General features: G+C 36.9%; 18 protein-coding genes. 6 read left to right on the top strand and 12 right to left on the bottom strand.

The annotated features are described in order from the left end of the window. Window position 1: 1 nt before the first annotated feature. The 3 genes from H4J63_RS13860 (at window position 2) to H4J63_RS13850 (ending at window position 4,749) form a co-directional block, all read left to right on the top strand. Window positions 2-679, top strand: a complete 678-nt coding sequence (locus H4J63_RS13860; protein ID WP_182197135.1) for a DUF799 domain-containing protein — start codon at window positions 2-4, stop codon at window positions 677-679. Between the two features lie 295 nt (window positions 680-974). After that, window positions 975-3,152: a response regulator gene (locus H4J63_RS13855; RefSeq protein WP_182197133.1), complete on the top strand. Its 2,178-nt coding sequence runs from the start codon at window positions 975-977 to the stop codon at window positions 3,150-3,152. A gap of 238 nt (window positions 3,153-3,390) precedes the next feature. Next, the gene (locus H4J63_RS13850) at window positions 3,391-4,749 is read left to right on the top strand and encodes a serine hydrolase (protein ID WP_182197132.1); all 1,359 of its coding nucleotides are present in this window, start codon (window positions 3,391-3,393) and stop codon (window positions 4,747-4,749) included. A 58-nt stretch (window positions 4,750-4,807) separates the two neighbouring features. Here H4J63_RS13850 and H4J63_RS13845 read toward each other — a convergent pair whose 3' ends face one another. The 7 genes from H4J63_RS13845 to H4J63_RS13815 form a co-directional block, all read right to left on the bottom strand. Then, complete coding sequence (locus tag H4J63_RS13845; protein WP_182197130.1) at window positions 4,808-5,149, bottom strand: YajD family HNH nuclease; 342 nt, start codon at window positions 5,147-5,149, stop codon at window positions 4,808-4,810. A gap of 37 nt (window positions 5,150-5,186) precedes the next feature. Beyond that, a complete protein-coding gene (locus H4J63_RS13840) occupies window positions 5,187-6,122 on the bottom strand; it encodes a hypothetical protein (RefSeq protein WP_182197128.1) in 936 nt (311 codons plus the stop codon). An 85-nt stretch (window positions 6,123-6,207) separates the two neighbouring features. After that, window positions 6,208-6,822: an ACP phosphodiesterase gene (locus H4J63_RS13835; RefSeq protein WP_182197149.1), complete on the bottom strand. Its 615-nt coding sequence runs from the start codon at window positions 6,820-6,822 to the stop codon at window positions 6,208-6,210. Window positions 6,823-7,055: 233 nt separating this feature from the next. After that, on the bottom strand, window positions 7,056-7,289 hold the full coding sequence (locus H4J63_RS13830; RefSeq protein WP_182197127.1) for a ChaB family protein: 234 nt from the start codon (window positions 7,287-7,289) through the stop codon (window positions 7,056-7,058). A 16-nt stretch (window positions 7,290-7,305) separates the two neighbouring features. Next, the gene (gene sodC / locus H4J63_RS13825; protein ID WP_182197125.1) at window positions 7,306-7,875 is read right to left on the bottom strand and encodes a superoxide dismutase family protein; all 570 of its coding nucleotides are present in this window, start codon (window positions 7,873-7,875) and stop codon (window positions 7,306-7,308) included. A gap of 645 nt (window positions 7,876-8,520) precedes the next feature. Beyond that, window positions 8,521-9,015 (bottom strand): hypothetical protein, encoded by a 495-nt coding sequence (locus tag H4J63_RS13820; RefSeq protein ID WP_182197123.1) that lies wholly within the window; start codon window positions 9,013-9,015, stop codon window positions 8,521-8,523. A 225-nt stretch (window positions 9,016-9,240) separates the two neighbouring features. Continuing rightward, complete coding sequence (locus H4J63_RS13815; protein WP_182197121.1) at window positions 9,241-10,473, bottom strand: cytochrome C; 1,233 nt, start codon at window positions 10,471-10,473, stop codon at window positions 9,241-9,243. Between the two features lie 329 nt (window positions 10,474-10,802). Between H4J63_RS13815 and H4J63_RS13810 the strand changes: the two genes are divergently transcribed. The 3 genes from H4J63_RS13810 (at window position 10,803) to H4J63_RS13800 (ending at window position 13,068) form a co-directional block, all read left to right on the top strand. Beyond that, a complete protein-coding gene (locus H4J63_RS13810) occupies window positions 10,803-11,048 on the top strand; it encodes a DUF4235 domain-containing protein (protein WP_002958040.1) in 246 nt (81 codons plus the stop codon). A 257-nt stretch (window positions 11,049-11,305) separates the two neighbouring features. Further along, complete coding sequence (locus H4J63_RS13805) at window positions 11,306-11,614, top strand: hypothetical protein (protein WP_138488578.1); 309 nt, start codon at window positions 11,306-11,308, stop codon at window positions 11,612-11,614. Window positions 11,615-11,919: 305 nt separating this feature from the next. Then, window positions 11,920-13,068 carry a hypothetical protein gene (locus H4J63_RS13800; RefSeq protein ID WP_182197119.1) on the top strand — a complete coding sequence of 383 codons (1,149 nt, stop codon included), beginning with the start codon at window positions 11,920-11,922 and terminating at the stop codon, window positions 13,066-13,068. 381 nt (window positions 13,069-13,449) lie between these two features. Here the strand turns inward: H4J63_RS13800 and H4J63_RS13795 are convergent, their stop codons facing one another. The 5 genes from H4J63_RS13795 to H4J63_RS13775 all read right to left on the bottom strand — a co-directional run bounded on the left by H4J63_RS13795 (window position 13,450) and on the right by H4J63_RS13775 (window position 17,398). Next, entirely contained in the window at window positions 13,450-15,153 is a 1,704-nt protein-coding gene (locus H4J63_RS13795) for a DUF2326 domain-containing protein (protein WP_182197117.1), read from the bottom strand. Continuing rightward, a complete protein-coding gene (locus H4J63_RS13790) occupies window positions 15,144-15,371 on the bottom strand; it encodes an ABC-three component system middle component 6 (RefSeq protein WP_182197115.1) in 228 nt (75 codons plus the stop codon). Before H4J63_RS13790 ends, H4J63_RS13795 begins: the two co-directional genes overlap by 10 nt. Further along, window positions 15,358-16,191: an ABC-three component system protein gene (locus H4J63_RS13785; protein ID WP_182197113.1), complete on the bottom strand. Its 834-nt coding sequence runs from the start codon at window positions 16,189-16,191 to the stop codon at window positions 15,358-15,360. Before H4J63_RS13785 ends, H4J63_RS13790 begins: the two co-directional genes overlap by 14 nt. Window positions 16,192-16,811: 620 nt before the next feature. Next, on the bottom strand, window positions 16,812-17,096 hold the full coding sequence (locus H4J63_RS13780) for an addiction module antidote protein (protein WP_096793685.1): 285 nt from the start codon (window positions 17,094-17,096) through the stop codon (window positions 16,812-16,814). Between the two features lie 5 nt (window positions 17,097-17,101). Next, the gene (locus H4J63_RS13775) at window positions 17,102-17,398 is read right to left on the bottom strand and encodes a type II toxin-antitoxin system RelE/ParE family toxin (protein WP_182197111.1); all 297 of its coding nucleotides are present in this window, start codon (window positions 17,396-17,398) and stop codon (window positions 17,102-17,104) included. Window positions 17,399-17,733 lie beyond the last annotated feature (335 nt).

The raw sequence follows: 17,733 nt of genomic DNA, 5'->3' as shown, positions 1-17,733 counted from the left end.
TATGCTTAATTTAAAATCATACACAGCGGTCGCATTAGTCGCATTACTCACTGGTTGTGTTTCACCTCCACCAGCACATGACTACACAGCATTTAAACAAGCAGACCCTCACTCAGTTATTATTTTACCTCCGCTAAATAATACACCTGAAGTAATTGCACCATACAGTGTGATGACTCAAATGGTCGCGCCTATAGCTGAGTCGGGTTTTTATGTTTTTCCTGTTGCTTTAGTTGATCAAACCTTTAAAGGTAATGGCCTCACTGTTGCAGGCGACGTACACCAAGTACCGGTGAATAAATTACATGAAATTTTTGGTGCAGACTCTGCGCTTTACATCACTATTGAAGAATACGGCACTAGCTATGTTGTAATTTCTAGCGAAACAGCTGTAACTGTGTCAGCCTCACTAGTTGATTTACGCACTGGCGAGCAATTATGGCAAGGCAAAGCAAGAGCCTCTTCAGCTGAACAACAAAGTAATGGCGGTGGTGGCCTTGTAGGTATGCTTGTTATTGCAGCAATCAATCAAATTGCTGAAACGGTAACCGATAAAGGCTTTGAAATCGCAGCAATGACTTCAACACGCTTACTTTCTTCAGATGTTTACAACGGCTTATTATATGGACCTCGTTCACCTAATTATGGCCAACCAGCACCAAGCGAAAAGAAAAAATAACTCTTATTGTTATTAACCTAAATCTTAAAAAGGCCGAATCATTAAATGGGATTAGGCCTTTTTAATAAAAGCTTACCTAGCTAAAAACCTTAGCAAAGTTACTTTTAAGTATTTAGAGCAGATTTTAAAATACGAGTTTAAAAACCAATATTAGTCACAATAGAAAAAACATTTCAAAAAATAATAATAGAGTAGCAAAATGCAATGTCTTTTTTTTAGCCGGTTCTACATGTTAAAGTTGTCATTATCACTAAATTACTCTTATAGTGAATCTATATAAATATTGAGCAATACTATGATAAAAGCACAAATACCAGCTGACGAAGAATCTAGATTAAAGGCCCTTTACGAGTATGAAATATTAGATACTGAAGCCGAAAAAGTATTTGATGATTTAACTCAACTTGCTTCTGATATTTGTGAAGCCCCCATATCACTTATAAGCTTAGTTGATCCACAAAGGCAGTGGTTTAAATCAAAGTATGGTATCGATGTAGACTCCACCGAAAGAGATATCGCATTTTGCTCTCATACAATACTGCAAGACCAAGTATTTGAAATACAAAACGCTCTACTTGATGAACGTTTTTATGATAACCCCCTAGTAACCAGCGATCCAAACATTCGGTTTTATGCGGGCACACCGCTAGTTACACCTAGTGGCAGTACAATTGGTACATTATGTGTTATCAGCGACCAGCCAAAAAAGCTAACTCAAACACAAATTAACGCACTGAAAATACTTGGCAAAGAAGTTATTGCACAACTTGAGCTCAGGTTAAACAACAGAAAGCTGGCCACTGCATTAAAACAACAACAAATACATAATAAAAATCTTGAAGAACTAAAAAAAGAAGCTGATACAGCTAACACTCTAAAAGGTCGATTTTTAGCAAATATGTCGCACGAGCTAAGAACCCCGCTGCACGGCATTTTAAATTTAGCTGAGTTTGGACTAGCAGAAACTTCAAATATAGAAAAAGATAACGCCCTAAAAAGTATTTTAAGCTCCGCGAATATACTCTCAAATATTGTAAATGACATTTTAGACTTTTCAAAAATTGAAGCGGGTAAATTAAATATTGAGAATATTAACTTTAACTTGAGCGAAGTCATTAACAATGTAATTAATCCACTAATGAAACAAGCCACAGATAAAGGCATAAAATTTATTCCATCTATAGATAAAAATATCGCTACAACCCTAAAAGGCGACCCTGTCAGAGTTTCTCAAATTTTAAATAACTTATGCTCAAATGCGATTAAATTTACACAACAAGGCCTGGTAGAGTTTAAAGTCACTGTAAAAGAGAACTCCTTAAACACGCAAAATATTGTATTTGAAATAATCGATACGGGTATTGGTATTAGTAAAGCTGCACAGCAAAATTTATTTCAAGAGTTTCATCAGGCCGATTCATCTACATCCAGAAAGTACGGGGGCACGGGCCTTGGCCTCTCCATTTGCACCAAGCTAAGTGATTTAATGAATGGCAAAATCAACTTCACGAGTAAAGAAGATAAAGGTTCTGTATTTACTTACCAACAAAGCTTTGAAACATCAGAACTCGATGAATTATTAAAACCAAATAAAGAAATAACCGATTTACAAGGGTGCACTATTTTGGTTGCCGAAGACAATAAAGTAAATCAAGTTGTCGTAAGTAAAATGCTACAAGCTCATAATGCGAAAGTAATATTTACCGAAAATGGCAAAGAATGCATTGATTACTCTTTTGCCAACCATGTTGATTTAATTTTTATGGACATTCAAATGCCAGTGATGGATGGAGTGCAAGCCACTAAGATAATTAGAGAGCAACAAACAGGTAAAACAACGCCAATTATTGCCATGACAGCCAACACCATGAAACCAGATATTGAACACTATTTAGACATTGGTATGGATGGCTATTTAACGAAGCCATTTAATAAAGATCATTTAAATAGCTTGCTCAATGTTTATAATCCAAAAAACTCAAATCTCAAAAATTTAGCAGTTAAAGTTAGTAACCCAAACATTACGAGTGAACGTAAGCTAAAACAGATATGCAATGAGCTAAAAAAGTTAATTTCAAATGCCGACAGAGTCAGTCTATGGTTGTTTAATCACGACTATACCGCCATTAATAGCTTAATTTGCCTTGATGAAAAAAATGAGAGAGTAAGTAATGCAGTTTTAAAAGCTAAAGACTTTCCTGCATACTTTGACTATATTTTAGAGCATAAAGTATTAGACGCATCAGATGCGAGAAACCACGAAATCACTAAAAACTTAACCAAGGTTTATTTTGAACCATCAAACATTTACTCCTTGCTTGATTACATCTACTTTATTGATAACAAACCGCTAGGTGTTATTTGTTGTGAAAGTGTTGGCTCAAAAATTTCATGGAGCCATGCAGATAAACTGTCACTTATTAAAGTAGCTGATGTAACAACCTTGTTTTTATCCAAACAGTTGAAATCATAGTAGCTACTTAATATATATAAAATGGGAGGAGTGCCTAATTACTTAAACTATTTAACTAAGCGGCACATGCCACCAAGGTTATGCGCGTTTATTGATTTAACAAAAAAGTTTGAATGTATATGGGTAACTAAAGCGAAGCGTTGAGTTTACTTTTTAGCTGTGCAATATTAATTCATTAATAAGCACAAGGATCGCTAAACCTATTTACAGGTTTGGTATAAAAACTAAAAGGATGAATATGATTAAGCCATTTTACGCTAGCTGTTTGTTAGCCCTCTTGCTATTAACACCCAGCCTTGTAATAGCAAATCCGACGGCCTCGCAATATCAGCAAATTCTTAACGAAAACCTTGCTGAAAACGAGCCTGGGGTATCTGTAATTATAAGCAAAAATGGCAAAGTATTTTTCAAAGGAACGCGCGGGCTTGCCAACCTTGAGCATAACATTGCACTTAATGAGCAAAGCGTTTTACGTTTAGGTTCCATTTCAAAACAATTTACTGCAGCTGCAATTATGATGCTGCAAGAGCAAGGTAAGCTAGCGGTTACCGATGATATTCATAAGTATGTTGCAAGCTTTCCTACTGAAGGTAACCTCGTCACAATCGAAAACTTATTAACCCACACCTCAGGCATTGCCAACTACACAGATGACGACGACTTATTCGATAAAGAAATACAAGTACCCACCAGCGTTGACGATACACTCAAGAGATTTGCCAAACACCCAATGGTGTTTAAACCCGGCGAAGCGATGGCTTATTCGAACACTGGCTATTCACTGCTAGGTAAAATAATTGAAGTGGCGAGTGGGCAATCTTACAAAGACTTTATTGAACAAAATATATTTAAAAAACTAGGGATGACTCAAAGCAGCTATGAAGGGCAAGAAATTGTTGCTCACCGCGCAGCTGGGTATGAGCAAACAGAGCAAGGCTTTATAAACACAAGTTATATTAATATGGACTGGCCTTATGCCGCAGGTGCGCTTATATCTACCCCAACCGACTTAAACATTTGGTTTAGCGCATTATCGTCTGGCAAGCTTATTAGTAAAGCAAGTTATGAGAAGATGGTTAGCCCTTTTAAACTCAATGACGGCAGCTTTTCATCCTATGGTTACGGATTAATTATTAAGCCTTTGAATGAATACACCGTAATTAAACACACTGGCGGAATAAATGGCTTTTTAGCACATGCACGCTATATTCCAGAGCAAAAGCTATATGTTGCAGTACTGGCTAATTCAAACCACATAAACCCTATTTTTATCAACGAAAAACTCACAGCCAAAGCACTGGGTATTGCGCTCCCCGAGTTTAAAAAAGCAGATGTAACAGCGCAGCAGTTAGCGCCCGTATTGGGTGATTACCGTATTGATAAAAACACCTTACGCAGCCTAATTTTTGAAAATGACGTTTTGTATTCTAAGCGCACCGGTGGCGATAAAACAAAACTAATTACCATGTCTAAAAATAGCTTTTACTATCCTAATTCAAACAATTACTTAGTAATAGAAAAAGACAGCCAAGGCCAATTTGTAATGAAGTATTTTAGTGGATTATCAACAACGCCCACTGAGGCGATTAAAATTTAGCGACAAGTTTGAGCGAGGCACAAAATGCTTCGCTCTTGCTAAATAGCTCTCTCTAAAGCTACTTTGATTTATTAAGCATCGCTTTTAAATCGGCAAATGGAGAATGCGTTGCAGCCTCAACTTTTCGCTCTGTAGTCGACCCGCCATACATAATATGTTCGTGGTATTTATTGTGCTCATTGTCGTGGCAATAAATACACAATAGCTCCCAGTTACTGCCATCTTCAGGGTTATTACTGTGGTTATGATCTATATGATGCACCGTTAACTCACGCAAATTAGAGTACTCAAACTCACGAGCACAACGCCCGCATACCCAAGGGTATAATCTTAAGGCTTTTATTCTATAACCTTCCTCTTGCTTCACATAAGCCTGAGGTACTGCGTTATTATTACTCATAGTATTCCTGGTAAATTCACTATTTCGGTGCTCAATACTAAAAAAACTTAATTACTGACAAATCACCAAAAGAAGTATCTATATGCCGGCCTGTTTGCTCCCATGCACGAAGTACAACCATAAGTTTTTTATTGTCAGAAGTCCAAGACATTCCACCGCCGTATGCTTCAACTTTTTCACCGCCAGAATCTTTTAACCCCAGCCCAGGGTCTGTATTTCGAATATTTCCCTTACCTACTTTGTATTCAGCAAATACGTGAACATTATGCGGTAACGAAAATGATAAAAGCGAGCCAATACTCGCTCCATACGAATTAGAAATTAACTTAGTGACCTTTGGTGCAGACGAATTTAAAAAATCAGCCTGAAATACAATATTATCTTTATTCTCAAGGGATACATGCTTGAAAGACCACGCGCCAACAATACTTAACGACAAATCAAATTTGTTACTTAGCTTTGGCCTATTAAGAAAAAAATGCTCAAACAAAGACTCTTTATTGTTGAAGGTATAAAAGTTGTGTTGGCCAGATAGCTCAAACTTGGTTGAACGTGTATTTTGCGAGAAAAGTTGTTCTAACTGATTGCCGCTTAAATTGCTAGCCGTGCTTTGCAGTCCTTCAAGCGTTTGATAGTTAAAAGTGATTTTAGAATTTTTAAACTTTCTATATGAAAGCAGTATATCTTGTGTTTTTGTTTCAACATCATCTTCAAAAATATCGGCTGAATAACCAATTTCAATGTCGTTAATATCAAAAAATACACCCACACGTTGGTTGTTTATGGGCTTTAACGAAAAGAGTGTTTTTTGATTATTCCCAGCCAAGTCATCATATATTAATGCGTGGCTAGTATTTGGATTTGAAATAGTTGTTCGTACCGACTTTAAGTCAAAGTCGAAAGCCAATACAGCACCAGATTGAAATGCCGCTAAAACGGCAAAGCTCACAATAGCCAAGTAATTGCGAATCATTAAAAACACTCAAAAATTAATTTGTATTAGAGTAGCGCTTTTTTTACCTTAAATTATCACAAAAGGTTAACAATTGATGAAAACTTTAAATAATGCGCTTTATGCCATTTTTTGGGGTGCTTTCAAGGTCAAACTCACTTACATGCTTAATTAGCTCCGGAAAGAACGCTAAAAATACGGCTTCTAATTCATCGTAGTTACGCGCTATGTCATCAGCCGCGCCCGCAAAGTTATTAGTAAAACGGATGCGGTTAGCAATATTATCAAGTGCTACTCCTATTCCCTCAACGGTTTCGTACTCTTTAAACCAATCGTTTTTGGTCATACTTGTTACAACATGCTGCATGCGCGGCGGCATCACAGGTATGCGATTATTCAAAAGCTGATAGCTGGTGTACTTAAAATCACTTAAAGGTTGCTTGCTAAAGCGCTGCCAATGCACAATTAAAAAATGATCAAACACCACATCAATAGCCACACCAGCAAAACGTTTTCGCTCAGGTGAAAAGTACTGCTTGGCATGTTTAACTGCGCGGTGGGAGTCTGTAAATTTATCGACTAAATAGTGGTTATCGAGCCCGTTTTTAACCGTATTTGGTAAGTGAACTATATGCCTTTTTCCACCAAAGTCACCCAACAAGTTTCCAAAGTGAGAATCGGCTGTGGGCTGCGCTAAATAAAGATGAGCTAAATAATTCAAAGTGTTCTCTGGCTTGGCTAATACAAACAAATAATAACGTAAATTTAAACTAAACTCACATTCGTGTTTAAAGCAGTACTTATGGTTTTGCTTACCAATTTTACTCAAACACGCCGTAAAGTATTGTTTAAACGGGTAAATAGAAAAGTGATTAATCACTGGCTCTATAAAAAAGCCACTACAATAAGCTGTAGCGGCTTTTTAATGCTTTAGCTTTGTTAGTTTGATCAAAACTAGTTACTCGACTTAACCCAATTTCCATTCTCATTTTTACTATAGCTATTTTTAACCGCAGACCAAGCCACTCTGTGCGCTGTGGTTTCGCGGTCGTCGTCGTTTTTTCTATCGCTTGGGTCCTCGTAGGTATCCCACGCGCTATTAAACGCCTCTTGATATATCTCTTGGGCATGTTTAGGTAAATTACTTTTTACCGACTCAGGTAGTTCGTCACGGTTTTTATATGGCATAACATTCTCCTTATATTTACTCTATTACGCCACAAGCAACGCGGCTACCACCGCCGCCTAATGGCTTTGGCTCATCTGCATAGTTGTCACTTCCTTCGTGAATCATCACTGCGTGTTGTTTAAGTTGTTCAAGCGTGAGCCTTGGCGCTAAAACAGGCGATTTAGCTTGGCCACTTTCATTTACATACAACGCCGGTAAATCACCTAAATGACCGTTAGCCCAAGGATAATCATGATGCTCGCTAGCTTTTGGATCGAAATGCCCACCAGCGCCACCACCAGGCACTACCTCATCGCCTTTTTTCTTGGGTTCACAACTAGCAAATTGATGAACATGAAAGCCATGCTGCCCAGGCGTTAAACCTTTTAAGTTTGGTGAAAAAACAACGCCGTGATCATTTTCTGTTAGTGTAATAGTGCCTAGTAATTGCCCCTGCCCCGACTTAGTAACTTGGTGCATTTCAACGTTTACATTAGCCAGTGCACTATTTTGTAGTAAAACGCTGGTAAATAATATTGCAAAAGCCGGTTTTAAAACGCGGTTTAAACTTCTTTTAGTTTTTGAATCAAACTGCAAACAATTCATCATCATCTCCTGGTTTAGTATCAAATTAATAAAACAATAACGCTAAATTAAGCTGCTATTAAACAAGTAGTTTCAATGTCTATACCAGTCCTGTGTGCAAACATACATTTATGTATTTTTTAGTCGTAATTAATTGATTAAAAATAATTTTAACTAAATAGCTATTTAATTAATGAGCTAACTTTCACTCAAAGATTAAGTAAAAACCAAGGCATATTTACAAAGCTCGTGAGAAAAGATTACCAACGTCCCTACCAAAAAAGACAAGCCAAGTGAAAAAGAGGATCTTAAAGAGGCAGTTATTACTTAGGCGGTAGTCTCAAGTGTTGGTGTTGGTTGAATGGCCGTACGTTATAAATTTAAGAAGCGCCAATCTAAATAAGCCTTCTAAGATACTCTTCACGTATTATATTTATAAGGGGTATTTATTTTTTATAATCAAAGCATGTTTAAAACCAACCCGTTTATATATGGGTCCATTTAATGACAAAAATTACGTTATTTAGTTGTTTTATATCAGAATTTTTAACGCAGTTAGCGTCAGATTTAATCCTTAAAATCAATTAAGTATTATTGCTCGGCACTAAAAAGCGAGCACAAAAAAAGGTGAAACCAAGTTTCACCTTTTTAATTAATTAGCTAGCATTACGCTGTAGATACGTTACTTGCGCCTGCATTGTTAAGTATTTCTTCAATAGCGTTTTTGTTGTCACTGTCGTACTTAATACCAATTAATATAGAGCCTTTTTCAATGGCATCTTCATAATACTTAATTTCGTGCTCAGGGATAAACGCACCAATTGCGGCACCTAAAGTACCACCTACTGCGGCGCCTGCGCCACCAGCAGCAAATGCAGCGACTAATGGTCCGGCAACTAATAAGCCTGTACCACCTGTTGCTACAGTCCCTACGGCAGTGAAACCACCAATAATTGCAGCAAGAATACCACCCGAAGCCGCGCCAATAAGGCCGCCTTCAGAAGCTTTACTACCTTCGTCTACAGCAAAATCTTCCTTTGCGTATGAGTCGTTGGCTACAATACTTATATCAGCTTCATTAATACCTAAAGCTTCTAATCTATAAATTGCGAGTGTTGCTTGTGATGCACTTTCGAATAACCCAGTAATAACGGTACTCATAATAACTCCTTTATTTATTTAAGAAAATACACTTACTACCAAGCAAAACCCGAACCAAGTAAATTATCATTTAAAATCAATAATATAAAACAAAACCCCGTGCTAACACTCTTATTATTAGAGTAAAAATTGCCAAATTTTGTAAAAAACTCCTACCCACATAAACAAACTTAATAACAAGCGATAGCAGTTTTAATATAAATATATTTACAAAAGGAAAATTTATTACTCAGACCATGTAATTTCAGCTAATTGATTGGTCGCTGTTTGGTGAATAATCAGCCCATTATTCCCCATGCGCATGTGCCTAATTAAACCTGAGTAAACCCCCTCTTTGCTCGGAATTTGCCAGCTTTGCATGGTTTCGGTATTAAGGTCGAACCTTACTAAGGTTTCAGGGCGTTTGGCTGACTCGTTAAACCAAATGGCGTTATCGGCATATTCAATTGCATACGGGTGACTGTTTTCACCGCTGGGATTATCCCACTGGGTGATCTTCTTGGTTTTTGGGTTATAGCGGCCAAGTTTACCCATACCAGAGTTAACATAAAAAACCATATCGTCAGGCGTAATGGCAAGTCGCCTTGCATGCGTTTTAGCACCCGGGAGTTTAATTTCGCTAAGCTCCATAGAGTTTTTATCAACTTTAATCAAACAGTTACTACCATTACACGAAACCCACGGCGTGCCGTTTGAATCAAGCTTAATACCATATGGCCGCGAGCCTTTAGTCGGTAAAGTAACGAGTTTAATATCGCCAGTTGTAGGGTCTAGCTTACCAATCATATTACTGTGCTGGAGGGTAAACCAAAATATACCTGCCTCGTCAAATACACCAGTATGCGGGTCGCGGGCGTTTTTATCGGGCATTTTATACACTTTAAATTTTTCGGTTTTTAAATCTAAATATCCAACCGTGCCATTTTTATTACCTAAAAACCAAGGAGTTTGATTTTTATCAAGCGACACACTGTGCGCATAGGTACCACTTGGCAGTGTGTACTCTTTCATATCGCCGGTTTTAGGGTCTAACCTACCTAAAATATTACCCCACTGGCCAACCCACCAAATAAGTCCATTTTTACCTTGTACCGGATCGCGAGCACGCTGCCCAAGCGTAGGCACTTGCCAGTACTTAAAGCTAAGCTTTAAGTCGCCCGTAACAACCTTAGATTCGCGCTTGTTATCAACAGGATAATGCTCAGCTAAATAAGCGCTTATATCTTTACTAAGCGCAGTACCCTCGCCCGTATCAACCATATAGCTTATTAATGTTTGCCAGTCCTGCTGACTATAACCCGCGCTACTCTCAAGGTTATTTAAACTATGGCAACTAGCACAAAGCTGCTCAACTAGCGGCCCTTGCTCGTTACTAAGCACAGTTACCGGTGCAGCCAAAGTGCCCGACACAGCCATTACCGCAACGTATTTATTAAATAAAAATCGATTTTTACTCATAACGCCCTCCCTTTTTTTTTAATATTAAAGCATAGGGCGATGGTGTTTACTATATGTACAGATAAGCCGACTATAAGATAAGTTAATTTGCAGAGTAAATGCCTCAAAAATAAACCTGAGCACAGTGGCACAGGCTTTACGTTAGTTACTTAGCTGATGCTTAAGTGTGATTTAAAACGACTAAATTACACAAAGAGAATAATAGCCGCTTAAAAAACCTGATTTAAAGTCTTCAGAGTCTATCGGTATGTAAATTGCTGGTACTACTGTTCTTACTTAAAGAGTTACATATTGATAACTCACGCTACAACTAAATAATCGAGGGTAATATGAGTAATAAACAGCTAATTACGACGATAGGTATAGGTCTGGCCGCTGCATCTGCAGGTATGTTAACAAGGAAAACTTTACAAAAATCGTGGGAAAAGGTTACCAACGAACCAGCCCCAAAAGATAGACCAAGCGAAGAAACCGATCTCAAAGAGGCCGTTACATGGGCAGTAGTTTCAGGTATTGGTGCGGGTGTCGCAAGAATGGCCGTACGTTATGTACTAGACAAGCGCCGATCCAAATAAACCTACCCAATTAATACCTCTTATAAGTATTGAGCGTAATGCGATGAGGCTCTAAAAGCGGCTTGCGACAACCACTCCTTAGTTGTTGCAAGCAACTTGGCAAAACCCTAGTGCGCCTCCCGACATCCCCTCCAGATTTTAAGCTGATACACTCTATTAAACATTAACTCCCTTTCAAAGTTGTTGCCTGCCTACAAGCTTGCGTATAATGGCCGCATTCCGGCTGCATTTTTTAGCCGCTAACTTGGATTTTAATAATGAAAAAACTCTCTGCAGTGCAAATAAAGCAGCAAGCACTTGTACTTAATACTGCTGAAAAATTAGAAGAACAAGGCCGCACTGAGCTCCCTGGTATGCTGCAATGTTGGTTTGATGTGGAATATCACTTATTTCCAAGTTCACTACTGCTGTGCTTTCAGTTTGAAAACGAGCAAGCCTTAGCCGCCGCAGAGCCTGATTTATTAAAGTGGCAAAAGCGTTTAAGCGGTGCAATGCTTAAAAAAGGCGTTATTTTAAAAGATATGCGTAAACATTTAGTGTTCACCTTAAAAGGGCCTGACGATTAAAGAGAAAGGTTTAAAACTATATTTTGGCTTACGCTCGTGTCGCCACAAGCGCATAAAACCATAATGAAAAGCCGCTGCATTACTGCAGCGGCTTTTTACTTTTGATTAAAACTTAAAGTAAAACCCACAAAGATCAATTTTGACTCAAGGATTTTTATTAGCCGATGATGCCAATTGGCCATTAAAAAATACTAATGCACTGCAAAAGCAAATATCAGTCGATTCAACGTTAATTGGTTGCTCTTAGTTAGCAATCGTAGGATAGTAAATTACACATAAAACAATCACTTTATCTTAGGAGTATCATGATCAAAGTATTATTAGCGACCAGCTTAATTGCCTCTTCATTCGCTGCTTTAAGTAACCCTTTAACTGTTGAAGAACAGCGTATCAACAAAGCCCAAACAGCTATGCCAAGTGTTTTAAATGCATTTACCCCAAAAATATCAACTTTTGAACAACAATTTAAAAAATTAAACGACTTTAAAAGTGCAAAAATATTAGTGCAAAGCTTTAGCTTTGAACTGTGGGAAAACGCCAAGCAACGCATAGTAAAAACCAACAATTACGACGACCGAGAGCTCTACTGGGCACGCCTGCTTTCAAGCAAAGTAATACGCACAACGTCACCTAAGTTTTCAATTACGCAGGCTCAACTAAATACTTTATTAACCCTACTTGAGGAAGGCAGCAGAGGACGTACCGACCTTGCTTTTTCATCAGGCAGCACTAAAAAAATATTACTTACAGGCTTTGACCCATTTTTACTTGATAGAAATATAAACCAAAGTAACCCCTCAGGTGTTGCAGCGTTATTACTCGACGGCCAAGTTATTAATTACAACGGCGTGAGCGCAGAAATAAACACCGTTATGGTGCCTGTACGCTACGAAGACTTCGATCAAGGCATAATAGAATCGCTACTTGCCCCTTACTACGCACTTAATAATGTAGACATGGTAGTAACCGTAAGTATGGGCAGAACAGAATTTGATTTAGAGCACTTCCCGGGTAAACGCCGCAGTGTAACCGCCCCCGATAATGCCAATATTGTGTATGGTGGAACGCAAACAAGCCCAGTAATACCAAAACTTAATGGCCGACCACTCCCGGGCAACGAGTTTGTAAAATTTAGCTTGCCTGTAAATTACATGCAACAAGCTAAAGGCCCTTATAAAGTTATCGACAATCACGAAGTCACCACGCTTGAAAAAACCTATAAAGCAGGTTCGTACGGCGAGCTTAAAAATAGTATTGCGGTAAATGGCGGCGGAGGTGGTTACTTATCTAACGAAATATCGTACCGAAGTATTCGCCTGCGCGATGCGCTTAATTCAAGTATACCTACAGGGCATATTCATACCCCACGTATACAACAATTCGAACCTGAAACAGAAGCTAAAATAGTAAAACAAATAAAAGCAATGCTAGAGCAAAGCTTAGTCGCGCTATAGTTTATAAAAACCAATTTAAGCGCATAAAAAAGGGGTTACTAGAGGCTAATGCCGTTCACTTAAGGTGAAATCAATAAAATTAAGGGTTTCAGACTAATTTTGATAAATAGTTCTGAAACCTTTGTTTCACCTACATTCAGTATTGTTTACAGCTAGTTTTCTTTCTTAGCTATATTTGAATAAAATATGACTAATTATTCAAAAAAGTGACTAACTGATCGGCATTAGTTATTAGAGGCAGATTTTGCCTTTTTTCTTAATCACAAAAGGCAAAAAGAAAGAGCTGACCTTGCTGATTTCTGACCTCTTTGGTTTCTTTGAGCTTTAGGTCAGATAAATGATAAAACCCAAGGTTATTTACCTTGGGCTTGTTGATGCAGATTATATTTTGAACAGTTTATTGTCTTGAGATAACGATAATACTTTATAAGCGTCGACATCAATATCTACGGGTAGTTTATCTTTCAATACAGGTACTATAAATTGACAGTTTATCTCAGAAACTATTTCTGAAAGCAACTTAGATATCTGATTATCATGAACATTTTCAATTTGATCATGCAAGATAAAATGCAGACAGTTAATATCCAATTTATCTGCAAACTGAATGTAAGCTAAATCAAAAGATGCTATTTGTCCTTTCTTTTTACCTGTGCCTAAGTTCCCACTTAAACTAGAGATATTTAATTCATATCCTTTAGCATTCCTATCTGGACTTAATACAAATTTTTCATTATATAAACGTGATGATATATCTGAAAAGAAAGTGTTAAATTCAGTAATTCTATCCTTGAAAGCTTTATCTTTACCTAATATTTCCAAATTGATCAAAGATAGTTCTGTATTCTTTTCTTCAAGTTTATTATTGGATTCTTCCCATAATCTTTTTGATTCTTCCAATCCACCTTTTTGTTCGTAGCTAACATTTAACTCATGCACTAGCTCATTCCAATTACGGGTTGAATCTGTTCTTAATAAATTAGACGATAAAAATTTTTCACTTCTAAGCCCGATTTGAATTTTGCGTTTCAAATCGGATATTGATTGCTCTAAATTAGGCAACTCTCCCGTAATATATTCCAATTTTTCAGAAACCATTTCATTATGAAAGCTTAAAGTTTCTTCAAAAGTTCGTTGGATATTAGGTATTAGTGACTTAGCCTCTTCATATAAAGTTGCAATACGGGATGTATCTATTTGCGCTATTTCATTTTCCAAGTCATTTCGACTTTCAATTATTAACTCTTTACGCATTTCCAAACGAGTCAATTGAGTAGTTAATTTATTAAGCTTAGCCTTCGTTTGATTTAATTGTGTTAATTCATTTTCATAATTTTCATTAAAATCGAATGAATTTTTTTCTTTTTCAAGTTCACTAATTTGCCTATTAACTACAAGCAGTAGTTGCTCTACTTGTGGAAGAGTATTGGTATGAGTTAATTGCTTTTGTACTGCTTCTTCAATATTAATGTCAGAAATTAATTTTTGCTTTCTATCTGCGTGATCAGAATCCAATTCAATACCAAACCAATATAAATATAGAGATTCATACTCATCTTGTGTTGTAGAAGAGTGCAAAACTTTTACAGTATGTTGTAAACGGTTTTTTTCATCTCTAATATTCTTTGCGATAATTTGTCTAAACGTTGGTTTATTCTGTTTGGAATCAAACACTAGATTTTTTAGCGTAGAAGAAAACACACCATTGTTAAGTGATTTTTCATTTATTTTTTGGACTTTATGCTTACGTTGTAGAAAATTTCGTTGGATAACAATTTTCTTCGCATCATCATTATCTAATTCGCTAACTAAAGTTAATGTAACTAATACCTCATTACTTTTTAAAAATTCTTCTATTAAGGTGTTTCCTTTATTTTTGAATTCAGGATCTTTATATATATTTTCGCCTTTTCCTCCAAGACAAAAATCAATTAACCTTAGAACTGTTGTTTTACCGACATTATTTCCTGATTTCTTTTTATCATCAGTTGGGGTTTCATCAATTATTAAGTTCAATCCTTTATGAAATGGAATTTCCCTTATAAGACTATTTCCATTTTCTATTTTTAATGATTCTATGAACATCTAGAAATACTTCCCTCATTACTAGTGATAGCACCAACTATAAAAAGCCAATCTAAAGTTAATGTAAATAAATTCATAGAAATATTTTCTGATTTTTTTACTTCATCATAAGTAAAAAAAAAGTCAGCAGAATTACCGTTATCTGCTATTACTTCTAAAACAATAGCACCCAAATAATATATTTTTCTTGTTGGAGAAATATCTTTATTGACAATCATTTTTAGGCGGCTCTTCTAATATTTTACATCTCATAAAACCATCAACCATTATTGTTGAAATGGCGAAAAATAAATCTTCTTTATCTAAACCAGTGTTAATACCTGACAATAAGATTAATTCATCTTGAACATCATCAAATATTTCATCCGCATTTTTTCGAATAGTCATCATCGGATCTTTCGAATCTAAAATATATCTACCTTTTACTTTTAAATAGATATTTCGAATATTTCTTAATAACCTATCTTTTCTAAATGATCCATTATCTTCTAATTCTTTATAGAGAGAATTCAACGTACCATAATTAACTTTATATTCATTTATCATCGAGCAATGTCGTTTAACAAAATTATGTTCGATTTTATCCGGAATATTAAACTTAAATTGCACTTCGTCATCATTGCGACGATTAGATTCAAAATCTGTGTCTGAAATCGCGTTAATAGCTGATTTTAATGCTGAGGGGCTTCCTCCACTATTTCTGATATTTTTATCTTCATGCAATAACTTCCAGTCTTTAAGGAGAGTAACTGGAAATAATTTTTCATTATTTTTATTGTCAATTATCGTATGGCATTCATCACATAGTAAAACTAAATTGTCATAGCCTCTTCGTTCATCGTCTGTCATTGATGACCTAAACCGTGGTCCATTTTTACTTGCAGCTTCTATATGGCAAATTTTACTGACTATTGACTCTTTATCACGTGCAATCAATTGTCTAACGCAATCAGGCGCTGCGCATTCGTTCCCTGAAAGCATATCAAGTCGCCTAACCGTACTAGGTTTGTATTCCCTTGCTTTATTTCCTTTTCCCACAAAAAAACCTATAGATCCAATAATAATATAATTAATTAAATATTTTACTATATCGAGGAAGATCTGTCATAAATATAACCACAACTTTGAAGTTGTTTATTTACAAAGTGTAATTGCAAAAGTCATAAAAAAGTTCATAGGGTCAGGTCTTGTTTCTTTCCAAAACCAAACACCAACCTCACGTTTAACACCCTTCCCCGTCATCACGCCCTGAAAATAAGTAATTGATGAGTAATATCGCGCATGGATGCGCGATAAGGCGAAACTAGGCCATGGATGGCCTATCTTCGCCGTTTACGTTCACATCAATTGTGTATTGAAGGAAATAGCGTGATGCTCGGGTGCGCCGAGGGGTTCCAAGGGGCGGTCGGCGGTAGCCGCCCCTTGGTTGCCGCCAGCAATCTGGCAAAAAACCTTGAATAAGGTTTCTAATATTTAAAAAGCGCGAAAGGCATTCACATTATCGGTGATGGTAACCTCAAGCACCTATTCAAATACTTGTTCGGGCTGCCGCCCGCGCGTCAGTAAGCTAAACGCCTACAATAAATAACACATACTCTTGGTTTTTGAGCGAGTAAGTATATTTGTGAATTGTTGGGTTTCGTTTCACTCTACCTAGCCTATGCAACTTGTGTTGTAAGGCGAAAGTTAAGTGCTTTCATCACTTTAAAAATAGTTTCCCAACGTGGTTTAGTTTTACCGTTAACTGCTTTATATAAGCTTTCACGGTTTAACCCCGTTGCTTTAGCAATATCACTCACGCCATGCTTTTTAACTAATAAGCCAAGTGCTTCAATAAAGGTATTTGGATCATCATCAGCTAAACACTCTTCTAAAAATGTATTAATTTCTTGCTGTGTTTCCATATAGTCAAACGGGTTAAAATCTGATGTTTGTAGCGTCATAGTAATTACTCCAATTCATTTAAAAGGGCTTTTGCTTTGGTAATGTCTTTACCTTGTGTGCCTTTGTGTCCACCATTGAGTAGTAAAATAACTTCACCGCCTCTAATTATGTAATAAACACGATAGCCTTTCCCTACGAAAATTCGCATTTCAGATATGCCACCACCAACAGATTCACTATCGCCAAAGTTTCCATTTATGGCACGTGTAATACGTTTAGCTATTGCCATAAAAGCTTGACGATCTTTGAGCTTTTTAAGCCATTTATCGAACTCGTTGGTTTTCTTAATACGATATTTCATAAAACCATTGTAGCCCAAAGGCTACATACGTGCAATTTTATTTAAGGGATACCGAATTTTGATTTAACAATCAACGCGTCAGCAAGCTAAACGCCTACAATAAATAACACATACTCTTGGCTTTTGAGCGAGTAAGTATATTTGTGATTTGTTGGGTTTTGTTTCACTCATCCCAACCTACGCCCATATAATTTATGGCGAATCACCACACACATCGAGTAGGGTGAGGCTTTTGCCTCATCCCTCTCACAGAACCGTACGTACGGGCCTCGTATACGGCTCCTGTATTCTTCTATCCCTTCGGCTTATTTTCTAAACGCCGATTGAGCAAGCCA

The sequence above is a fragment of the Pseudoalteromonas sp. 5Ae-yellow genome, from assembly GCF_014077565.1.
In the GTDB taxonomy this organism is placed as follows: Bacteria; Pseudomonadota; Gammaproteobacteria; order Enterobacterales; family Alteromonadaceae; genus Pseudoalteromonas.
This window is presented reverse-complemented; position numbering and strand designations above follow the sequence as displayed.